At 38.8% G+C, this 17,891-nt stretch carries 18 protein-coding genes; 8 read left to right on the plus strand and 10 right to left on the minus strand.

Annotated features, from left to right (window positions below):
• Together argS and KJ678_02370 are read right to left on the minus strand one after the other, a co-directional pair.
• Positions 1-1,492: arginine--tRNA ligase (gene argS / locus KJ678_02365; GenBank protein MBU1016985.1), on the minus strand; the 1,492-nt coding region annotated here is incomplete at its 3' end.
• A 48-nt stretch (positions 1,493-1,540) separates the two neighbouring features.
• Positions 1,541-2,995, minus strand: coding sequence for a glutamate--tRNA ligase (locus KJ678_02370; protein MBU1016986.1), 1,455 nt, complete (start codon positions 2,993-2,995; stop codon positions 1,541-1,543).
• A gap of 25 nt (positions 2,996-3,020) precedes the next feature.
• Between KJ678_02370 and KJ678_02375 the strand changes: the two genes are divergently transcribed.
• Positions 3,021-4,160, plus strand: coding sequence for a hypothetical protein (locus KJ678_02375; GenBank protein MBU1016987.1), 1,140 nt, complete (start codon positions 3,021-3,023; stop codon positions 4,158-4,160).
• On the opposite strand, the gene KJ678_02380 is transcribed toward KJ678_02375, so the two are convergent.
• From KJ678_02380 to KJ678_02395, 4 genes are read right to left on the minus strand one after another with little or no spacing between them, the layout of a single operon-like run.
• Positions 4,150-5,073, minus strand: coding sequence for a DnaJ domain-containing protein (locus KJ678_02380; protein ID MBU1016988.1), 924 nt, complete (start codon positions 5,071-5,073; stop codon positions 4,150-4,152). The two genes, KJ678_02375 and KJ678_02380, sit on opposite strands and share 11 nt — an antisense overlap.
• Before the next feature lie 3 nt (positions 5,074-5,076).
• On the minus strand, positions 5,077-6,972 hold the full coding sequence (gene dnaK, locus KJ678_02385) for a molecular chaperone DnaK (GenBank protein MBU1016989.1): 1,896 nt from the start codon (positions 6,970-6,972) through the stop codon (positions 5,077-5,079).
• Between the two features lie 4 nt (positions 6,973-6,976).
• Positions 6,977-7,423, minus strand: a complete 447-nt coding sequence (locus KJ678_02390) for a nucleotide exchange factor GrpE (protein MBU1016990.1) — start codon at positions 7,421-7,423, stop codon at positions 6,977-6,979.
• 3 nt (positions 7,424-7,426) lie between these two features.
• On the minus strand, positions 7,427-8,155 hold the full coding sequence (locus KJ678_02395; GenBank protein MBU1016991.1) for a hypothetical protein: 729 nt from the start codon (positions 8,153-8,155) through the stop codon (positions 7,427-7,429).
• 86 nt (positions 8,156-8,241) lie between these two features.
• Between KJ678_02395 and KJ678_02400 the strand changes: the two genes are divergently transcribed.
• On the plus strand, positions 8,242-8,523 hold the full coding sequence (locus KJ678_02400; GenBank protein MBU1016992.1) for a hypothetical protein: 282 nt from the start codon (positions 8,242-8,244) through the stop codon (positions 8,521-8,523).
• 177 nt (positions 8,524-8,700) lie between these two features.
• On the opposite strand, the gene KJ678_02405 is transcribed toward KJ678_02400, so the two are convergent.
• Positions 8,701-9,627 carry a DUF4349 domain-containing protein gene (locus tag KJ678_02405; protein MBU1016993.1) on the minus strand — a complete coding sequence of 309 codons (927 nt, stop codon included), beginning with the start codon at positions 9,625-9,627 and terminating at the stop codon, positions 8,701-8,703.
• A gap of 126 nt (positions 9,628-9,753) precedes the next feature.
• On the opposite strand from KJ678_02405, the gene groES reads away from it, so the two are divergent.
• The 4 genes from groES to KJ678_02425 all read left to right on the plus strand — a co-directional run bounded on the left by groES (position 9,754) and on the right by KJ678_02425 (position 12,874).
• Complete coding sequence (groES, locus tag KJ678_02410) at positions 9,754-10,059, plus strand: co-chaperone GroES (GenBank protein ID MBU1016994.1); 306 nt, start codon at positions 9,754-9,756, stop codon at positions 10,057-10,059.
• Positions 10,060-10,136: 77 nt separating this feature from the next.
• Positions 10,137-11,762: a chaperonin GroEL gene (groL, locus tag KJ678_02415; protein ID MBU1016995.1), complete on the plus strand. Its 1,626-nt coding sequence runs from the start codon at positions 10,137-10,139 to the stop codon at positions 11,760-11,762.
• Between the two features lie 4 nt (positions 11,763-11,766).
• A complete protein-coding gene (locus KJ678_02420; protein ID MBU1016996.1) occupies positions 11,767-12,120 on the plus strand; it encodes an S-adenosylmethionine decarboxylase in 354 nt (117 codons plus the stop codon).
• A 73-nt stretch (positions 12,121-12,193) separates the two neighbouring features.
• Complete coding sequence (locus tag KJ678_02425) at positions 12,194-12,874, plus strand: hypothetical protein (protein MBU1016997.1); 681 nt, start codon at positions 12,194-12,196, stop codon at positions 12,872-12,874.
• Positions 12,875-12,915: 41 nt separating this feature from the next.
• On the opposite strand, the gene KJ678_02430 is transcribed toward KJ678_02425, so the two are convergent.
• Both KJ678_02430 and KJ678_02435 read right to left on the minus strand, forming a co-directional pair.
• On the minus strand, positions 12,916-13,857 hold the full coding sequence (locus KJ678_02430) for a bis-aminopropyl spermidine synthase family protein (protein MBU1016998.1): 942 nt from the start codon (positions 13,855-13,857) through the stop codon (positions 12,916-12,918).
• Entirely contained in the window at positions 13,854-14,255 is a 402-nt protein-coding gene (locus KJ678_02435; GenBank protein MBU1016999.1) for a ribonuclease HI family protein, read from the minus strand. Before KJ678_02435 ends, KJ678_02430 begins: the two co-directional genes overlap by 4 nt.
• A 90-nt stretch (positions 14,256-14,345) precedes the next feature.
• Here KJ678_02435 and KJ678_02440 point away from each other — a divergent pair, with 90 nt between their 5' ends.
• Complete coding sequence (locus KJ678_02440) at positions 14,346-15,581, plus strand: RDD family protein (protein ID MBU1017000.1); 1,236 nt, start codon at positions 14,346-14,348, stop codon at positions 15,579-15,581.
• Positions 15,582-15,699: 118 nt separating this feature from the next.
• Positions 15,700-16,836 carry an AAA family ATPase gene (locus KJ678_02445; GenBank protein MBU1017001.1) on the plus strand — a complete coding sequence of 379 codons (1,137 nt, stop codon included), beginning with the start codon at positions 15,700-15,702 and terminating at the stop codon, positions 16,834-16,836.
• A gap of 70 nt (positions 16,837-16,906) precedes the next feature.
• Here KJ678_02445 and KJ678_02450 read toward each other — a convergent pair whose 3' ends face one another.
• Positions 16,907-17,890, minus strand: a complete 984-nt coding sequence (locus tag KJ678_02450) for a hypothetical protein (protein ID MBU1017002.1) — start codon at positions 17,888-17,890, stop codon at positions 16,907-16,909.
• Between the last annotated feature and the right edge of the window lies 1 nt (position 17,891).

Raw genomic sequence — 17,891 nt, forward strand, 5'->3', positions numbered from 1 at the left:
CAACTTCTGGAAACTTATAAATATGTTTTAATATCTTTTCTTCATCCTTGTTTATTGCATAGGACATAGTTACCCCCTTATCCAATTTTTCGTTTCTCAAAATGCTGTTACATCTTGCGTAGGTGTATTGAAGATATGGTCCCGAATCTCCCTCAAAGGAAAGAGAAGTTTTAAAGTCAAAAATTATATCTTTGCCAGGTCCTTGGCGAAGCATTGAATATTTTATTGCTCCTATGACAATAGGTGTAAGTTCTTTAGTTTCTATATCAGGGACCTTTATTTTTATATTTTCTTCTACCCTGTTGATCAAACCTTCTGCCGTAACAACCTTTCCTGTCCTTGAAGACATTTTTTCTTCTTTTAGTCGTAACATCCCGTGAGGGATGTGTTTGGTTTTCTTTTCAAGGTTAGGATTTATTATGCTTAACGCCTTTAGAACGACTTTAAAATAATCGGCAATTTCGTTTCCCGTTACAACAATAGAGAGGTCATATTTAAAGGCTTCGTTTTTCAATATTGGCAGACCTAGGTCTTTTGCTTCGTAAGTTGGTAAACCGCTTTTATTTACAAAGACGCGAGTATGCAAGCCATACTTCTCGCCCTTAAATATTATAGCTCCCGCGCTTTCTTCAAAAACTCCTTTTTTGAGATAGTCTTTTACTAATAACAAGCCCTTTTCGCCGACGGCTCTTTCAAAGAAATAATAGTCAAATTTTGTTCCTAGCTTTTTGTAAATTGTTTCAAAGTAATCCAAACTCCATTTCCTTCCTAAATTATATAAATGCATAATGTCTTTATCGCTTTTTTTGTAAATTGCTTTGTTTAATTCGTCAATCTCTTCTTTTGCTACATTGTCCTCCAAATATTTTTCAGCTCCGTAAGCGTACCCTTTCCCTAAAATTTCTATTTTTTCGCGCAAGGGTTTTCGGCTCAAATTTTCGATTTCCTTGCCGTTTTGCGCAAGGATTTTTTTAAGTCCCCATAAAGCTTTGGCAGTATGCGCGCCTACATCTCCTTGGTAACAAGCCCTTTTCACGACCCCCCCATTAAAATAAAGTATGCGGGACAGAGATTCGCCAATGGTGTTACTCATAAGGTGCCCGATATGGAACTCTTTAAAGGGATTTGGGTCGGTATATTCCACCATTATTTTTTTATGTTTTAGGATGTTTCCTTTTCCAAAAAGTTCTTTTTCATTTTGGATCCTTTCCAAAACCGAAAGCAGGGAGGTTTTTTCAAGCCAAAAGTTTATAAAACCGGGTTTCTCAACTTGTATTTTTGAAATTGGGGATTCAATCTTTATATTTTTGGTAATTTCCTCTGCAATCACCATAGGCGATTTTTTTAGTTTTTTGGATAAAACCATAGCAATGTTGGTTGAATAATCTCCAAAATCCTCATTTTCGGGGTGTTCCACCACAAAATCCACCGGCTTGATTTTAAGTTTAATTACTGCGTCTTCTATAGATTTCTTAATTATGTGTTTGAACATTGTTTCAATTAGACTAAGGAGTCTCCTTGTACAAGGAGACTCCTTTTTTTAATTTAATATCTTAATTGCTTGTTTAATCCTTTTTACAGTTTCCTCTTTGCCAAGTATTTCTATTGTTTCAAAAAGTGGGGGGGAAACAAGGCTTCCGGAAACAGCAACCCTTATGGGTGAAAAAGCGTCTATAACTTTCCAATTATTCTTTTTTGCCGTATCCCTAATTCCTACTTCAAGTTTTTTTAGGTTTTCTAAATTCCAAGGGTCAATGTTAGCCAGTAAGTTGGCTAAGTTTGTTAGGTGGCGTAATATCTTTTCGGACGCGCGCCCGGTGGGTACAAGTAGGGTTTTTAATGTTGGTGTATCGGCTTCAAAGTCTGTGAAAAAAAATTTGGTGTTATCTTTAAAGTCCCCTAAAGTTTTTAACCGTTCTTTTTCAAGAGCAACAATTTTTTTAAGTTTTTCCTTGTCCGTATTTTTTAAGTCGGGGTCAAAAGTTAGCAAGCGCATGAGCAAATCATTATTATCTAAATTTCTTATGTAGTACCCATTAAGATAATTTAGTTTATCCATATTAAATGTTGGGTTAGATTTGTTTATATCGGAAATATCAAAATTTTTAATAAATTCGTCCAAAGTAAAAATATCTTTACCCTCTTTTGGAGACCATCCAAGTAGAGCCACAAAATTTAATAGCGCCTCGGGGAGATACCCTTTATCTAAAAAGCTTTGGGCAGACACGCTACCTTTGCGTTTACTCATTTTTCCTTCTCCCAAAGGATCCAAAAACACGGGCAGGTGCCCGGTTTGGGGCATTTGCCATCCGAAATATCTATAAAGAAGTATGTGTTTAGGGGTACTTGATATCCATTCCGCGCCTCTTAAAATATGTGTTATTTGCATTAAATAATCGTCCACCACCACTGCCAAATGGTAGGTAGGGAATCCGTCTGATTTAATAAGAATTTGGTCGTCTAAATTATCCGCGTTAATTGATATTTTTCCCATTACCAAATCTTCGTATTCCAAAATCTCACCATCCGGTACCTTTAACCTTATAACAAAAGGCTCTTTTTCGGCTCTCTTTTCGGCGTCTTTAAAAGATATATTTTTGCAATGTCTATCGTATTTTGGAATTTTATGCTCCTGCTCGCTCTTTTTTCTAATTTCGTTGAGCCTTTGTTTATCGCAAAAACAATAGTACGCAAACCCTTTTTCAATAAGTTCCAAGGCGTATTTTTTATATAGGGGGATTCGTTCGGATTGTGTGTAGGGACCAAAAGGACCGCCTATATCAGGACCTTCGTCCCAACTAAACCCGTACGCTTTTATTACATTTAGGATTTTGGGAGTCGCTTCTTTAATGTATCTTTGCTGGTCGGTATCTTCTATTCTTATAATAAATTTCCCGCCCCTGTTTTTGGCGTACGCATAGTTAAAAAGTAGGGTTCTTATGTGGCCAATGTGGTATTCTCCAGTGGGGCTTGGAGCCATTCTTGTTCTTACCATATAAGTATTATATCATTAAAAGAATATGACTCTTACCGAATTATCATTTGCAACTAAACGGGCATTGCTTTGGTTTGTTATTGTGGTCTTTTCTTTTTACACCTTAAAATTTGTGTTCATTAAGGCTAAATCTTTGTATCTAACTCTAAATCCCCCAAAACAACCTCCCGCAGAAGCCTCTTTTGGAAATGTTCCGCAACTTGAATTTGAGAGCCTGTCTTTTTCGGAAGGTTCTTTTCCTGAATATGTGTTGGACACCAAAACGGGTAAACTTCCCTCTTTTCCAGATAGAACTTGGGTTTACAAACTATTTATGCCCATACCTCGCATATCTGCGGAGAAGGAAGCTAAAGAGTTTGCTAAAAGCGTAAACTTTTTGGGGAGCCCCGCTAAAAAATCTTTAATAGAGTTTGTATGGAACACAAACGGAAATCAAAGAAGTTTGTATTTTAATATTGCTACCAAAGAGATTTTTTTAGAAACTAGTTCCGAGTATCTTGGGGACAATTTATCACTGGGGTTTGTGTTATCCCCTATTGAGGCGCAAAACAAGGCGCAAAGTTTTTTGCAAGCTCGCGGGCTTTTAAGCGAAGATTTGCAAAACGGAGAAATTAAAACCGCATACATTAGAGCGGATAGTAGGGGTTTTTCCGAGACCGCAAATTATCTGCAAGCAAATCTTGTTAGGGTAGATTTTTACAGAAAAGTTAAAAGCAATGAAGATACCGAAAATTTAATTTATGGGGATAGCCCGCCGAAGGCGATGGTTTCTGTTTATATTTCAAACCCCAGCGATTACGAGAAAAGAAGCGACATCTCGCTTATCTATCCTATCCTCTACTACAACAATCAGGTTTTATTGTTGGACAAATCTGCCTATCCTCTGATTTCTGTTGAGAAAGCGTGGGATTTTGTAAAAAATGGGGGGGGAAATGTTATTTACTTAAAGAAAAACACGGAAGATTATTATTCTGTGTACACACCTTTGAGTGTGGCGAAAATGGAAATGCGTGATGTAAAGCTTTCGTATTTTCAACCCCAAACCCCAACGGCTTTTTTACAGCCCATTTATGTTTTTGAAGGAGTTTTTACCACTAAAGAAAGGGAAAGTGGCGCTTTTTATATTTATGTTCAAGCAATAGACCCCCAACACATCAGTTTCTAAAGTCTTCCAAAAGGTTTTTTTGCTGACGGGAAAGGCGGGTGGGTATGTTAACGACAATTTGTATGTAATGGTCACCGCGACCAAAACCTCTCATCCTTGGTTTTCCTTTTCCTTTTAGCCTAAATTGGGTGTTCGGTTGTGTTCCTGACGGGATTTTGAGTTTTATTTGAGAAACCCCAGTTTCCGAACTTGGGTCAAGCGCGTCTATGTTTATAGAATCTCCCAAAATAGCTTGGATAAAACTTATTGTTTCCATACTAAAAACATCGTCGCCTTGAATAGTTAGTTTATGGTGTGGTTTTACCTTTATGGTTATAAATAGGTCGCCTCTTTCGGTATTTGGGGGGCCAGCTTCGCCATAACCTGCGTATCTTATTTCGGTTCCGTTTGAAACACCGGCGGGTATTTTTATGTTAAGAGTATTGCCGTTTGCTTGAATTCGTTTCTCAACACCTTTTATGCTTTCCCCAAAAGAGATTTCAAGAGAATAGTATGAATTTCTCCCTTTTCTAGGTTTTCTCGCGCCAGAAAAACCTCTAAACCCAAAAACTTCTTCAAAAATGTCAAACGGGTCGGTAAAGTTTCCAAAGTCAACTCCGTTAGCTTCTGGTTCCGATGAAGCATAAGACCAAGTAAAAGGTCCCCAAGCACTGCCTTGCGTTCCCGCAAAGGGACCCTGTCCTCCTCCAGCTCCCGTATCAACGCGACCGAACTGGTCGTACATTTTTCTTTTTTCCGGGTCGCTTAAGATGTGGTAAGCCTCGTTTATTTCTTTAAATCTTTTTTCCGCGGCTGTTTTATCTTTAGCTACATCGGGGTGATGTTCTTTAGCAAGCTCTTTATAAGCTTTTTTAATATCTTCTATAGGAGCGCTTTTTGGGACGCCAAGAATTTCGTAGTAGTTTTTAGACATATCTTAGCCCTTGTCGTCCACAACCTCGCCTTCAACAGGTTCTTCGGGGTTTTCCGAACCTTTTTTATCATCGGGACTTTTCGGAGTTTCGGAACCCCCTTTGTCTTGCTGTTTATACATTTCTTGTCCTATCTTTTGCAAATCTAGCGAAAGTTCTTCCGTTTTATTCTTCAGCTCTTCCAGTGTGGCGGTAGGTAAAACACTTCTTAATCCCTTAACCTTTTCTTCCACCGGTTTTTTAATATCTTCAGAAACTTTATTCCCGGCGTCTTTAAGAGTTTTATCGGCGGTGTAACATAGATTTTCAGCTTGGTTTCGGGCTTCCACAATGTCCTTTTTCTGTTTGTCTTCTTGAGCGTGTTTTTCCGCTTCAGTTACCATTCTTTCTACCTCTTCTTTAGAGAGACCCGTACCCCCTTGTATAATTATGCTCTGTGTTTTGTCGGTGGCTTTATCTTTAGCCGAAACATTTACCATACCGTTTGCGTCTATATCAAATGAGACCTCTACTTGAGGAACGCCCCGTGGCGCGGGAGGGATGCCGTCCAAAATAAACCGACCTAAACTTTTATTGTCGGTCGCCATTTCCCGTTCGCCTTGTACTATATGCACTTCAACGCTGGTTTGGTTGTCGGCGGCGGTAGAAAAAACTTGAGCCGCGTTTGTTGGTATAGTAGTATTTCTTTTTATTAGCGGTGTGGCTATTCCTCCCAAAGTTTCAATGCCCAAGGTTAGCGGAGTTACATCTAAAAGCAAAATGTCTTTTACTTCGCCGGATAAAACCCCGCCTTGAATAGCCGCTCCCACAGCTACAACCTCATCGGGATTAACGCCTTTATGAGGCTCTTTGCCGAAAACTTCTTTTACAATTTCCACCACTTTAGGCATTCTGGTCATTCCGCCAACTAAAACCACTTCGTCTATATCCGAAAAAGACATTTTAGCGTCGGAAACGGCTTTTTTACAGGGTTCTATAGTTTTTTGGACTAGATTTCCCACTATTTGCTCAAGTTTGGCTCTTGAAAGTTTAATTACCAAATGTTTTGGACCCGATTGGTCCGCGGTAACAAACGGAATGTTAATTTCGGTGTCTTGTGTGGAAGAAAGTTCAATTTTTGCTTTTTCCGCGGCGTCTTTTAGTCTCTGCATAGCCTGTTTATCGTTTTTCAAGTCCACCCCTTGATCCTTTTTAAACTCTTCAATAATAAAATCTATGACCTTAAGGTCAAAGTCGTCTCCGCCAAGAAAAGTGTCGCCGTTTGTGGATTTAACTTCAAAAACACCTTCGCCGATTTCTAATATAGAAACATCAAATGTGCCTCCTCCAAGGTCGTAAACGGCGATTTGTTCGTTAGTTTTTTTGTCTAATCCGTACGCCAGCGACGCGGCGGTAGGTTCGTTGATTATTCTTAACACATTTAGCCCGGCAATTTGCCCCGCTTCTTTGGTGGCGGACCTTTGCGCGTCGTCAAAGTAGGCGGGAACAGTAATCACAGCGTCTTTTATGGAGGTGTTTAAAAAACTTTCGGCATCGGTTTTTAATTTTTGGAGGATTTTTGCGGATATTTCTTGCGGAGTGTATTCAACGCCTTCCACTTCAACAACCGCCATGCCGTTTTTGCCTTCTTTAATGGTGTAAGGCACATGTTTTAATGCCTCTTTAATGGAGGGGTCCGAAAATCGTCGTCCCATTAATCTTTTTACCGAGAAAACGGTGTTTTTAGGGTTAACCACTTGTTGTCTTTTTGCGGATACCCCCACGATATTTTTGTCGGGAACAACAATGGAAGGAGTGGTATTCATACCTTCGGCGTTTGGCACCACCTTTGGTTTGCCCCCTTCCATAACCGCCATGCAGGAGTTTGTTGTTCCGAGATCTATGCCTAATATTTTGGACATAATTTTATTCCTTTCTGCCTACTACTACTTGAGCAGGTCTTAAAACTTTATTATTTAGTATATACCCTTTTTTGTTTACTTTTAACACTTTGTTTTCCGTACCCTTTTGCGTATCCACGGCTTCCATTAAGTTATGGTCAAAATCAACATCGTCCGTTTGTATCTCGCTGACCCCGTTCCCTAAAAGAGCGTCCTTAAACTTTTTAACGCTCAAATTAAGCCCCTCGTTTTTTATATGTTTTGCGGAATCCTCAAGACAGTCTAAAACATCCAAAAAATCTAATATCACTTTATGGTTTGCCAGTTCTATAAATTCTATTTTTTGTTCATTGGTCCTTTTTTCCAGATTTTGATAATCCGCCAAAGCTCGTTTCCATTTATTTTCTGTTTCTTGTACCTTTTCTTGCAATTCTACTATTTCTTTTTCAAGTTTTTCAAGTTTTTTTTCCATATTTTAAAAACTGGATATTACCTCGTTAATTAAATTTTTGATGTATCTAACGATGGGTATTATTTTTGAATACGCCATTCTATCGGGACCAAGAATAGCAATAGTTCCCGATTTTCCCCTGCCGTTAAAATTAGTGTATACAAATCCGCAACAATCAAGATTTTTAAAATTCAATTCTTTTCCTATTAAAACCTTTATATCATTATCTCCAAATCCTTTAGACAATAAATCGTTTAAAAGTTCAAAATTATCAAGTAGATTTAAGGCGGCTTTTGCCACATCCATATCAAAAAACTCGGGGTAATCTAATATGTTAACGCTTCCAGCGTGAATAACAAACCCGTCGGTTAAGGATACCACAGATAAATGTTTTGTGGATTCTGCCAAAGCTAAAGTTATGTTTCGCAAAAGTTTTTCAAATTCGTAGCGGTCTTGCCATATTCGTTGTTTTATAGCTACCTCGTTTAGAACGGGGACATCTTGTTCTTCCATCAATTCTGTTATGTAATATCTTAAACCAAGGCTGGTTGGTTTTCTGCCTGAAGAGGAGTGGGGCATTTCTAAAAACCCTTTTCGAATAAGGTCCGCCATTTCGTTTCGGATAGTCGCGGGGCTGTATTTTAATTTATACTTTTTTACCAAAGCCTCGGAACCAACAGGACTGGCAGAATCAATGTATTCGTCCACCACAACTCTTAGGAGCTCTTTTTGTCTGGGCGTTACTTCTTGCATACTAGCACCAGTTTACATTGACTGCCAAGAGTAGTCAAGAGGAAAATTTTAAAAATGATATAATCCTTATTACATTTTCAGTCGGGATGGGCTACCCAAACGAGAAAGGAGACGGAGAGATGCAAGTTAGCGCAGGACAGATTGGAGGTATTTTGGGGGATGAGTGGGCGTCCATTGAGCAGGTGGCGAGGAAGGTCGGTGTTTCTGAGAGGGTAGTAGAATTAGTACGATTTTATTGGCACATACCCCCAGAAAACTTGTCGGGGGCGTTGTTGTTGGTTGAAGAAGGTGTCTCCTTCGAAGAATTGGCTCGTATTATGAGAGATGTTTGGAGCGAGATGGTAGAAGCTTGGGATGAGGAGAGTTAAAACTCAAAACCGTTATTGCGAGAAGTGGATGTTTTTCGCAATGACGGTATTTTTTTAAATAGGGATTTTAAATAGGGATAGACCCATTTGGGATAGACCCATCCGCCATTCGCCAGCTGGCGAAGGCGGATGGGTCTATCCCTAATTGAGGTAAAACTTGACGATCTACCCACTGCCCTACCTTGAAGGCGGAACTTTTTTAACTGAAGATTTCTTTAAGAATTTCTTTACTAGAAGAAATATGAGTAATGCAGGAACCCAAATTATTGCGTATACTCCAATCCAAATTGCTTTAACCGTAAGTCCCCTTATTGTTAAAACCAACGCCCTTACCGCTTGCTTAAATACCACCTTTGGTCTAAACCCATCTTGCGGCGCAAATGGCAAAGAGTACTCGTCGGTGGATAAATATGCTGTAACTTTTATGGAACTGGATGTTTTTTCCAAATATAGCGCTTGCCCTTTATAAGAATCCATCTGACTTTGCAAATTTAAAATCTCCCTTTGCACTTGCAGTATCTCTTCCACATTAACCGCTTTAGAAAGCATATCCTCAAAAATCTTTTTTGTTTTTTCCAAAACCGCAAGCCGCGCGGTTATATCGCTATATTGGTCGGTAACATCAAAACCAGTTAAACTTTCCGATACAACTTTAACCGCCGAACCCCTTAAAAAACTTAACATAGCATCCGCTTTATCCACGGGTATTCTTATAGTTATATTTCCATCAGCCGCTTCAAGAGGTCTTGACAAATTTGCCGAAACCATAAATCCCCCTAAAACCTGCGCCTCTTTTTTAATCGCTTCTATGGAATTTGAAACATCTTTAACTTGCAAAGATAATGATGTTTCCTCTACGACCTTTCTGTTTTCGGCAGTAACATCAACACTTTCAATTCCTCTACCATAAGAAGGTTCCGAGTAATTGGAATACATCAAATCCATTCCTTCATAAGAACCGCTGATGGAAGAGGGCGGAACATTTTTTGAGGGCAGGGACCCGCCAACAAGCCTAAGAGCAAAACCTTTAAACAAAAGATACAAAACAAAAAGTATTAAAAAAAAGGAAAGTTTATTTTTCTTAACCCATTCAATTATCAGCATTGTTTTTATGATAAGGATTTGTTCAGGTTTAGTCAATAGTAAATTTCGCCCTTGACACTTGATGCGATTGTCTGCTATATATTTCTATGCTTGGTTGAATTTTAGTTTTTATGAAAGGATAAAATTATGGCAAAAAAAGGTGTGGCCACCATAAAACCTGTTTTAGATTATATTTTGATTGAACCTTCCGAAAAAGAAGAGAAAACTGTATCTGGGATTGTTATTCCTGATACCGCTAAAGAAAAGCCTCAAGAGGGTACGGTTGTTGCCGTGGGTCCTGGAAAATTTACCGAAAGCGGGCAGATGATAAAACCTGCTGTGAAAAAGGGAGATAAAATATTATACAAAAAGTGGGGCGGAAACGAAGTTAAAATAGAAGGAAAAGAATATTTGTTTGTAAAAGAAGAAGATCTTTTAGCTATTGTTGGTTAATTTAGTTTATTGTTATTCTAAATCTTAATTTCAAATTTATTGAAATTTGGAGTTTTAGGTTTGGAATTTATAGTGTTATGGCAAAACAATTAATGTACGGAGAAGATGCAAGGCGAAAATTAAAAAACGGTGTGGACGCTTTGGCTAAAGCGGTGGTAACAACGCTTGGACCTAAAGGAAGAAATGTTGGGCTTGATAAAAAATGGGGTTCTCCGAGTATTGTTCATGATGGTGTTACCGTTGCCAAAGAAATTGAGCTTAAAGACCCTTTTGAAAATATGGGGGCGTCGCTAGTTAAAGAAGCTGCCACCAAAACAAACGATGTGGCGGGAGACGGCACAACCACCGCAATCCTTCTTGCTCAAGCGATAGTGGATGAGGGATTTAAAAACATTGCCGCTGGGACAAACCCGATGATTTTAAAAAGAGGTCTTGAAAAAGCTACCGACGCAGTTGTTGCCGAGGTTAAGAAAATTGCCAAACCAATAGGCAGTAGCGAAGAAAAAGCCCAAATTGCCACTATATCCGCGGGAGACCCTCAAATAGGAAGAATAATTGCCGACGCTCTAGCAAAAGTGGGCGATAGAGGTGTTGTTACAGTTGAGGAAGGCAAAGGGCTTGAAATGGAAGTGGAATACAAAGATGGGATGGTTTTTGACAAAGGGTATGCCTCTCCTTACTTTATAACCAATCCTGAAAGAATGGAGGCGGTTATTGAAAGTCCTTATATATTAATCACCGACCAGAAAATTTCGGCTATTGCCGATATCCTTCCGCTTTTGGAGAAACTTGTTAAAGTATCCAAAAATATTGTTATAATAGCGGATGATGTTGAAGGCGAAGCTTTGGCTACACTTGTGGTTAATACTTTAAGAAAAACTTTTACGGCTCTTGCGGTTAAAGCGCCGGGTTTTGGCGACAGGAGAAAAGCTATGCTTGAAGATATAGCTGTTTTAACGGGCGGAAAAGTTATAAGTGAAGAAATGGGCAGGAAACTTGAATCCGCTGAAGTGGAAGATTTAGGTCGCGCTGATAGAATTATAGCCAAACAGGAAGAAACAGTTATTGTTGGAGGTAAAGGAGATTCCAGAGAAGTAAAAGCTAGAATTGAGCAGATAAAAAAGCAGATAGAACAAACAACCAGCGATTTTGATAAAGAAAAGCTTGAAGAGAGGTTGGCGAAACTTTCCGGCGGGGTTGCGGTTATAAGCGTTGGGGCGGCTACTGAAACGGAAATGAAGGAGAAAAAATACCGCGTGGAAGATGCCGTTAACGCAACAAAAGCGGCGGTAGAGGAAGGTGTTGTGCCGGGTGGCGGGGTTGCGTTTTTGAGGGCGCGCAAAGTTTTGGAGTTTTTAAAATTGGGTTCGGAGGAGCAAATTGGGGTTGAGATTCTTAAAAAGGCTCTTGAACAACCAACTAGAAAACTTGTGGAAAATGCTGGTGGGGACGGTGGTTGGGTGGTTAAAGAACTACAAAACAAAGGAAAAAATGAAGGTTACGATGTTGTGGATATGAAATTTGTTAATCTGATTGAAAAAGGAATTATTGACCCCGCCAAGGTAACTAGAAGCGCTCTTCAAAATGCGGTGAGTGTTGCGGTTAATATATTAACCACCGAGGCTTTAGTGGCGGATGTTCCGGAGAATAAAGAAAACTCAGCACCCGGCGCTGGTATGGATATGAGCGGAATGGGGATGTAAGGTTATGGTAACACTACACAGATTTACAATTACAATTAAAACTATAAGCGCAAATCTTGAAGATGAAAAATGGCTTATGTCCTTGTGCAGGGATTTGGCCAGTCTTTCCAACCTAAAAGTACTAAAAGAAGGTTTTGCTCGTTTTGAAAAACAAGGCGCTACCGCTTTTTTGGTTTTATTAGAAAGTCATTTAGCTATTCATACTTGGCCAGAGTACGAATTAGCTTACATAGATATTTTGTCCAGCAGAGAAATAAGCAAAAAAGATGTAAAAATAATAAATAGATATTTTGCTGAAAAACAACCGGAAATAACTGTAATCCGCGCAGAAATAGTTTGCCAAGAGCAAATCCCATAGAGTTTGACTTATAGTGGGGAATCCATTATAATTCATTAACTGTCTAAATTCAGCCTAAAAATAAGGGGGAACAATGAAAAAGGTTTCTGTGGCGGTTTTTTTGTGTTGTTTGGTGGTTCTGTTGACACCATCTTTTGTCTTTGCGCAGGAAGGGACAATTCTTGCGAGGGTGGAGGTTCACTGGGGGTATGTTGTAGATGAATCCCCCATCTCGTCAGTTTTTTTGAGTTCCTCTCGCGACAAACTGTGGGTGTCCACAAAAAGCGTTGGCGGAGAGGAGGGGGCCTCCTCTTATGTGGACATTATTACGGGGGAGATCACCCCTCTTAATTTCAATGCCGACCCTTCAAATGGGTTTGCGCTTGGGGAGATTGCCGTTGCGATTGAAGAAAAAACAGCCCCATTTTTTAAGTCCAGTTGGTTAGGAGTTTGCTCCAACTTGGATTTTGTGGCAGTGCTAAAAAGTGGAACTGTTGAAACCCGCCTTACCAACCTTTCCCCTCTTCCTCTTCTCTGGAGCGGGGATAAGGGGATAACATGGGAAGAGTTGTCTTCCGGCGGGACTAAAGAATTTTATAAGGACAAAAGTTCGTTGGAAATTCTGTATCCCAATCAAGAAACTATTGGTTGGGACCCCTGCGCCACATTAGCGTGGAACAGGGCGAGTTTTGACTTTAGCGCCGTTGGGCTTTCGTCTTTCACGGCGCGTAATTTAACCTTTCTTGAGAGGTTGCGGTTGTTGTTTGTTCATTAGGGACTATGGGCGTTGCCTAGAACTTTTTAGGTAACGCCTTTTCATTCCCAAGTGTACAATTTTGATAGAGGTTTGGATTTTCCAAGTTTTGTTTGAGGAGTTTTTTCCAGTATATACAAATCGCTTGTGTTCCCTACCGTTTCCGCTCCTTTTATGTACTTATTAAAGTTTTGGGTTTTTTCTCTTATAAAAAGTCCGTATTGGTTTATTATTTGTTGAACTTTTAACGATTTTTCTCTTGATAAAGGGGATGTGCCGTAACAAATGTAGTGTGAGGATAATCCGTTTTCTTTGGTGGCTTCCAAACTTCTTCGCAAAAAAAGGTCAAATCCGTTTTCGGTGTATGGCGAGTCGGTAAAAACGGTATCCGACTTATGCAAAAACTCTTTTGGAATAGCCTTTTTTAAATCCCACAAAACATAATTTATTTTTAAGCGATGTTCTTTACACACCTTTTCAATAACATTAAGTATGTTTGTATCGATTTCAAGAACGGAAATATCGCAAGCTCTAAATGTGTAAGCTACGGCTAGAGATGTTAAATCGTCGTCCCCAAGAAAAACTATTTTCCTATCTTGTAAATCTTTCTGGCCATTAAGCTTTTTTACGCGATTTATAACGGTTTCTTCCGTGGCGTAAAACTGGTCGTATTCTCTTTTTGGGACGGGCATTAAACTTTTTATATGGCGAATAAAATCTTGGATACCTTGCAAGTTAAAAGGTGGTTCTTTTTCAGATTTTTCGGAAAGAAGCGTTCCTCCCATATTGGTGAGCGTTAATCGCGGGGAGGCCGTATTGTAATTGACAAATTTGGGATTTAATAACAAAACTAACCTTTTCATTTGCCCATGCGAAAGGTTGGTTATTCGGGTAAGTTCCGAAACGGTGGGAGTTTGGGTTTTAATTATTTCAATAATGTTTATTATATCCGTTACTCGTATTTTGGATTTTCTGGATATGTTGTCCAAATTGGGAGTATTCATAATAAATTGTCCAAAGCGGCGTTAACAAGGGAATCTGCCATAGAATTTTGTTCTCGCGGGATATATTTAAATTGAACTTTTTCAAATTGGTTTTCTAGATTTTTTACTTTTATGGCAAGTTTTTGGAGTTCCGCGTTTTTTATTTTGTAAGCTCCGGTTAGTTGTTTTACCGCAAGTTCGCTATCCATAAAACATATAAGTTCTTTGGGCTGGTATTTTAGAGCGGTTTCAATGCCAAAAATTAATGCGGAATACTCGGCGATGTTGTTGGTGGCAATACCTATTTTTTTGCCGAGTTTTATCACAGTTTTTTCGTTGTCCATTAAGACAACGCCAATAGCCGCCTGTCCTGGGTTATTTCTTGACCCCCCGTCGGTGTATAAAAAAAGTTTTTCCATACACCCATTATACAATATTTGAAAATGAGAAGGGTTTAACCCTTTAGGGTTAAACCCTATTGAAACCTATTGAAAAAAGTGTTGACAAGGGTGTTGTACTATCTTAAGCTGAAAATAGAAAGTCTTTTAATTATGGAACAAGCAAGTCAATTAAATTCCGTTTCGGATTCGCAAGTAAAATACGCAGGTTTCGGAGTAAGGTTTCTTGCATATTGGGTGGATTTTCTTCTAGTATTTTTGATTGGAATGCTTATCCAAACCGCGTTGGGAAGAAATCCAGCTTTAGTTTTCCAAAACATTAAGTCTCTAGAGGAGTTTCAACAAATTCAAAATTCTACTTCCATGACTCTAGTCTCTTTTGTTAGTCTACTTTTTGGGTTAGCGTATTTTTTGCTATTCTATGTTAATTATGATGGGGCTACCCCCGGAAAAAGGTTATTGGGCATAAAAGTAACAAGAGATGACGGTTCAAAGGTAACCTACCCTGTTGCCTTTGTGCGGTATTTAGGTATATTCGTGTCTGCATGCTCTCTTGGGCTTGGCTATCTTTGGGTAGCGTGGGATAAGAAAAAGCAAGCGTGGCACGATAAAATTGCCAAGACTGTAGTTGTTAAGACAGGAGCGAAACCAAAAACTATTTTGGCAATTATTATAACCATTTTTACTATTCTATTTTTCTCTGTTTATATGGGTAGTTTTATGTATATGGGCTTTAAACTAGGAATGCAGGAAGCAGGTAACAAAGAAGTGGACAGTCGTCCAGCCCAATCTTTAAAACAAAATCAAGAAAACATGTCTCCTGAAGCTAAAACTCATTATGAGAATAGTCAAGCGCTTTTTAAGCAAATGCAAGCTGTTAGTAATGATGTTTCTGCGCTTAAACCTCTTGCCGATAAAACGATTGAAGAAGCAAAACTAGCTGTGGACGCACAACCTACAAATCCCATACTTTGGTCTAACTTGGGGGATGCTTATGGCTGGCCAAATACTGTAGGAACTGAAGAAGATGGTCTGCCTGCTTACAAAAAAGCAGAGGCACTTGACCCAAACAATGTTATATATATAAACTTTGTGGGAGATGAGCTTATCAAACTTGGAAGAAATGGGGAAGCCGTATTGCAATTTCAAAAGACACTTAGATTAACGGACAGTTCGGGTTATGCTTATGTAAGTATAGGAACAGCTTATAAAAATTTAGGGGTGTATGACGAGGCGAGAAAACATTTACAGAAAGGAATAGAAATCTTTCAAAGTCAAAATAAAGATGGTAAATACGACACACAAATTTTACAAGCCCAAAAAGAATTGTCAGGTCTCCCAAAGTAAGTATATCTACTCCCCCTAAAATTTAGTGACTATTAAACTGTGCAAAATGGAGTCGGTAACTCCAAAAAACTATGTAAAATGGAGTTGACAACTCCAAAAAACTATGTAAAATGGAGTTATGTATTCCAGATTAATAACGCCTCCAAAAGATAAAAGCTTCTTTTTGTTTGGTCCTCGCGGAACCGGAAAAACAACTTGGGTAAGAGCCACTTTTCCGAAAGCAGTATATTTAGATTTATTGGAAGCGGAGGTATTTAACATTTTATTAGCCAATCCGCAAAGGTTGGAGAACTATATACCAAAAAACTTTACCGATTATATTATTATTGATGAAGTACAGCGAATTCCCGAAATACTAAACGAAGTACATCGTTTAATTGAAAAAGAACGTCTTAAATTTATCCTCACTGGTTCTAGCGCTAGAAAATTAAGAAAAGGCGGGCAGAATTTGTTAGCGGGCAGAGCGCTTACTTATTTTTTGCACCCATTAACAGCGGTGGAACTTGGTACTGATTTTAATCTTAAACAATCTTTAAATTATGGGCATCTCCCCTCTATAAATAAAGAGAAAGATCCCCAAAAATATTTGGAAAGTTATATTAAGACTTACCTTGAGGAGGAAGTTTTTCAAGAAGGACTAACAAGAAATCTTTCCGTTTTCGCCCGTTTCCTGGAAACAGCAAGTTTCTCTCAAGGGTCGATTTTAAATACATCGGAAGTAGCAAGGGAAGCGGCTATTAATAGGAAGGTGGTGGAAAATTATTTTAAGATTCTTGAGGATTTGTTAATTGGATATCGCATCCCTGTTTTTAATAAAAGGGCGAAAAGGAGACTTCTTGCTCATTCTAAATTCTATTTTTTTGATGTGGGTGTTTATAAGGTATTGCGTCCGATGGGTCCTTTGGATATGCCTGAAATGGTAGAAGGTATGTCTTACGAGAGCTTGTTTTTTCAGGACATCCTTGCTATTAACAGCAGTTTGAATTTAGGGTATAAGCTTTTTTATTACCGAACCGTAACAGGAATAGAAGTTGATTTTGTAATGTATGGAGAAAAGGGAATTCGCGCTTTTGAAATTAAAAGAACCAACAAAATTTCCTCTGATTTAACTAAGGGTCTAAAATATTTCTCTAAGGAATATCCTCAATCAAAAAGTTTTCTTATCTATGGAGGAAAAAGAAAAATGAGCGAAGGCAATATTGAAATATTGCCAATTGAATACGCTCTTAAAAACCTTCCCGAGTTGCTTATTTAAATCTCCTTAATGGCACAACTTTGCAAAAAGGAAGTTTAATTTATGGAATTTTAGTAGCATGTGGTGGTGATTATAATCTAATTAATTCTTCCAACCAGGGGATTTTCTCGTGTTTTCTCTTCCACCATAGATCTTCCCAAATATAATTGACAGCGAGCATTTTGTATTTGCCAAAGCGGTTATCAAAAAATTTGAGGAGCTCTTTTTCCGAGATGGGATTTGACGGATCTCGATTAAAGAAAAGTTTGGAATAGATTTTTTGCTCCCAAGGAGAAATATGAGAAAGTTCGTCATAGTGTTTGAATACATCAAGGAGGATGTAACCAACGGTGGCAGGTCCGATGCCGTAAAGGTTGATTAAAGATTCTCGTTGTTCTTCCTTGCCTTTGGTTCTAAGTTCCAATTCATCAATCTCATTTTTGGCAAATGGTTCGGAAAGTCTTTTTAAAGATTTTGCCCGATAACCGACTTTGAGGTCTCGAAGTTCTTGCTCGGAAACTTTAGTTAAAACTTCCGGTTCCCAGAAACAGTAGAAATTTTTGTTGTCATAATTTAGTAAGGTTCCGCAATTCTCAAACAAAACTTGCATCATATTAACCGAGCGTCTAACTGTACAATTTTGTAAAACGATTCCGATGACTAGATATTCGTAGAGAGACTGCGGACTCATAATTCTCATTCCCGGCCACTTTTTGAGAACGGAACCAAGTTGTCCATCGTTTTTGAATTTTTTGATAAAATTTGAGAGGTCGGTTTGGAAATCGTAGCGGTAATTGATCTCCTCGGTTAGTCCACTGATGAAATCAGAAGCTAGTTTATTTTTGGAATAAACCTCAAGATCGATTTTCGGTCTTTTAATTGCTCCTGCATTGATAAACTTCAAACCCAAGCACTGCCCACCCCACAACATCGTCTGCCAGCGACAACCTCTGCCCCAAGCTGTGTCTTGCGAGGGAAAATGTCCCGGCTTGTGCATCGAAGGGTCAAAGGTAAATGGAGGAACGGGGTTGAGTTCAACAGTGGTTCTGTTTTTGAGATTTAAAATTTTCCCCATT

The organism is Patescibacteria group bacterium (genome assembly GCA_018817085.1).
In the GTDB taxonomy this organism is placed as follows: Bacteria; Patescibacteriota; WWE3; order CG2-30-40-12; family CG2-30-40-12; genus CG2-30-40-12.